Genomic DNA, 2,911 nt, shown 5'->3' on the forward strand with positions numbered 1-2,911 from the left:
TCAACGCCATCGGCGTCATTGAGACGCTGGCGGACGCCATGCTCTACGAAGGGGTCCCAGCGGTCGGACAATGGCCCGGAAATGGTCGCCAAGGTCCTGCGCCAGTGGCTGTCTGGGCTTGGCACGAAGAGCTTGTACATTGAGCCTGGTTCACCCTGGGAGAACGGCTACTGCGAGTCCTTCAACGGCAAGCTCAGGGACGAACTCCTGAACGGCGAGATCTTCTACAGCCTTCGGGAAGCCAAGGTCGTCATCGAGCAATGGCGCATCCATTACAATACAAAGAGACCGCATTCGGCCCTAGGATACCCCTGACACAATCGCCACCATCATCGGTCTCATCACGCCGGTATTGGTCTGGGCCATCCCCAACAAGAAGGTGGCCAGAGCATGAGTTGGCAGGAGGGCGTTGCGATTACAGTGGTGCTCCTGGGCCTCGGGGCTGGGGCGTTCCTCGTGGCGCAGCGGCCCTCCTTCTGGATCGAGTTTGGGGCGCGTCTTGGCAAGGCGCTGCTGCCGCTGGCGTGGCGCTACGTTTCGAAGAGAATGCCGCCGGAGGAGGAGGCTGCGTGGCGTCAGGTCGAGAGGCGGGGGCAGGGGGAGGAGTGGTTGAAGAAACGATGGCGCCAAAGTTCTGACAGGTGAATGAGATCGCCAAGTTCTCATCGGATTTCTGCTATCGCTTCGAACGAACTCGTCCACAACGGGGTCGACGACAGAGCTACGATGAGCCAGAAATACTCCCTTCCTCAAGTCACCCTGTTTGTCTCGGGAGCGCTGCAGCCCGGACAGGGTGGCATGGGGTTGTGCTAGGGGCTCGTTGCCACAGCACCACTGCAAACGATAAGCCCCGACAATTTGACCGCCCGCTCGGACTCACGCATCAAACCAAGAGTTGTCCTGACATTACAGACACACACGAGCCGGTGATCAGGACCTTGTCTTGTAGGACATCGACCGACATCAGACTTGGACGACCCATGTCGATCCCTTGAGCGACCTTGAAACTGCGCGACGCCCTGCCTTCGAGTGACGCCAGCAGGGCGCAGGTCGCGGCCGTCGCGCTGCCAGTTGCAGGATCTTCGGGCAGAGTATCGAAGGGTGCGAACATACGTGCGGTGAAGTCGACAGCTCCGTCACGCTCATGAATCTCACGACTGTAGAAATAGATGGAATCCACTCCATCCTCCGGAAGGATTCGTTCAAAACTGGACTGATGTACCGTTGCCCTCTCAAGAGCTTTTCGGTTAGCGAGCTCAACGACGAGAAAAGGCAAGCCGACAGAGACGACACGAGGCGGGTGGACCTCACAACTAATCTCGTCAATCGTCAGCGACAGGCAGTTGGCAATGGTCTCCGAATCAAAGGTTTTGCCAATACTCAGCGGCTGAGGAGCGGTGATCTGTATCATGATGTTTTCGCCGTCCCGCAGGATGCATGCCCGAACAAGGCCGGCTTTCTCCTCAAAAACATACTCATCGTTTACGCTGACGATACCGAGGCTCGCGAGCACGAAGGCAGTCCCGACATTCGGGTGCCCCGCAAAGGGCACCTCGACAGTTGACGTAAAGATACGCACATTCGCGGTGTGGCGTTCGTCAGACGGTCGCAATACGAAGCTGCTCTCTGAATAGTTGAACTCGCGGGCGATCACCTGCATCTGTTTAGTGGTCAACCCGTCTGCATCGATGACAACGGCCAAGGGATTGCCCCCGAAACGCGTGCGCGTGAAGACATCGACGGTGTGATAGCGTAACGACACATGCGCCTCCCAATTCAACACCATCCTAACCGTGAGCGTCGATGGCCGCAACACGGGCCCGTTGTCTCAAGGTAGTTCGGGGGCATGCACCTCGGCGGCGACCGTTTCCGGTATGTGCAGAAATCGGTGGGAATCTACATCAGGGCACTGTTAGGCTATAATTCTGACTAGAGGGGCAACGAAGCGGAGGCCCCCGATGATATCTGGCGAGAAATCTCATCCCGCACAATCTGAGCATCGGCGGCGGCAGCCCGGTCCGCCGCCTCTACATCTTTGCGTCGAACCGCATCGATAAGAGCATAGTGAAATGACAGTTGTTCGTTTGGCACCTGCTCTTCATGCAGTCGAACGTAAAGTCGCATGATCCGCTGCCCCTGATCAAGTATACTCGTCAACCAATCAAGATAGTATCGGTTGCCGCCGATGAGGGCGATCTCGATATGGAACATCCGGTTACTCAAGATAACGCCGCTCGGATCGCGCGAAGCAACGACTTCGTCGTGCCGCTTCTGTATGTGCAAGAGCCGATCTGCTGCGGCCGATCCACCTCGCTGTGCGGCAAGCCTGGACGTTATGCGGAACAGCAGCGCTTGCGCATCAAAGTAAGAGGGAAGCATTTCGACATCTAGACGTGATACCACTGCTCCGCGGTTCTTTAAAAGTTGGGCAAGCCCCTCGGACGTGAGCCTGATTATGGCTTCGCGAACGGGAGACCGTGAGAGACCGAAAGTTCCGGCGATCTCGGCCTCATCCAGAACCTCGCCCGGGGCACGACGCAATTCGAGAATGTCGTCGCGCAGGGCTGCATAGATCCTATCGACATTTTCGCCTCGAGGCTTACGCCCCGCACCGCTAGGCGCATCTTCACCGCCTGTCTTTGAGAAATTCATGCCAGCATCAGTCCGCCATCCGCCACAATAGGCTGGCCAGTGATGTAGCCGGATACGGAGTCGTCGCAAAGAGCTAATGCGAGTGCTGACATTTCCTCGTATCGACCCTCCCGCGCGAGAGGAACAATGGCAGCTGCTGCTTGAGAGCGCTTTGAAAGATCGCTCTCTGACATCACCCGCTTGCGGTCTACCATGACGGATTCCAGAAATCCCGGACAGAGCACATTGGCCCGGATGCCCTGACGGGCATGATCCAATG

At 57.4% G+C, this 2,911-nt stretch carries 4 protein-coding genes and 1 pseudogene; 2 read left to right on the forward strand and 3 right to left on the reverse strand.

Annotated features, from left to right (window positions below):
- Positions 1-315 (forward strand): annotated as a pseudogene (locus ACILRA_RS21675) (integrase core domain-containing protein); the annotation flags it as partial.
- Positions 316-390: 75 nt separating this feature from the next.
- Entirely contained in the window at positions 391-645 is a 255-nt protein-coding gene (locus ACILRA_RS21680) for a hypothetical protein (RefSeq protein ID WP_395664115.1), read from the forward strand.
- 238 nt (positions 646-883) lie between these two features.
- Here the strand turns inward: ACILRA_RS21680 and ACILRA_RS21685 are convergent, their stop codons facing one another.
- The 3 genes from ACILRA_RS21685 to ACILRA_RS21695 all read right to left on the reverse strand — a co-directional run.
- Positions 884-1,762: a PhzF family phenazine biosynthesis protein gene (locus tag ACILRA_RS21685; RefSeq protein ID WP_395664116.1), complete on the reverse strand. Its 879-nt coding sequence runs from the start codon at positions 1,760-1,762 to the stop codon at positions 884-886.
- A 167-nt stretch (positions 1,763-1,929) separates the two neighbouring features.
- On the reverse strand, positions 1,930-2,652 hold the full coding sequence (locus ACILRA_RS21690; protein ID WP_395664117.1) for a GntR family transcriptional regulator: 723 nt from the start codon (positions 2,650-2,652) through the stop codon (positions 1,930-1,932).
- Positions 2,649-2,911 (reverse strand): SDR family oxidoreductase (locus ACILRA_RS21695; protein ID WP_395664118.1); only part of this gene is annotated, 263 nt, incomplete at its 5' end. The genes ACILRA_RS21690 and ACILRA_RS21695, both read right to left, overlap by 4 nt.

Origin of the sequence: Aestuariivirga sp., assembly GCF_044239095.1 — a bacterium.
In the GTDB taxonomy this organism is placed as follows: Bacteria; Pseudomonadota; Alphaproteobacteria; order Rhizobiales; family Aestuariivirgaceae; genus Aestuariivirga.

Excerpts from the sequence above, each read along its gene's own strand:
- ACILRA_RS21680 (WP_395664115.1), top strand. The coding sequence starts at position 391 with ATGAGTTGGCAGGAGGGCGTTGCGATTACAGTGGTGCTCCTGGGCCTC.
- ACILRA_RS21690 (WP_395664117.1), bottom strand. The coding sequence starts at position 2,652 with ATGAATTTCTCAAAGACAGGCGGTGAAGATGCGCCTAGCGGTGCGGGG.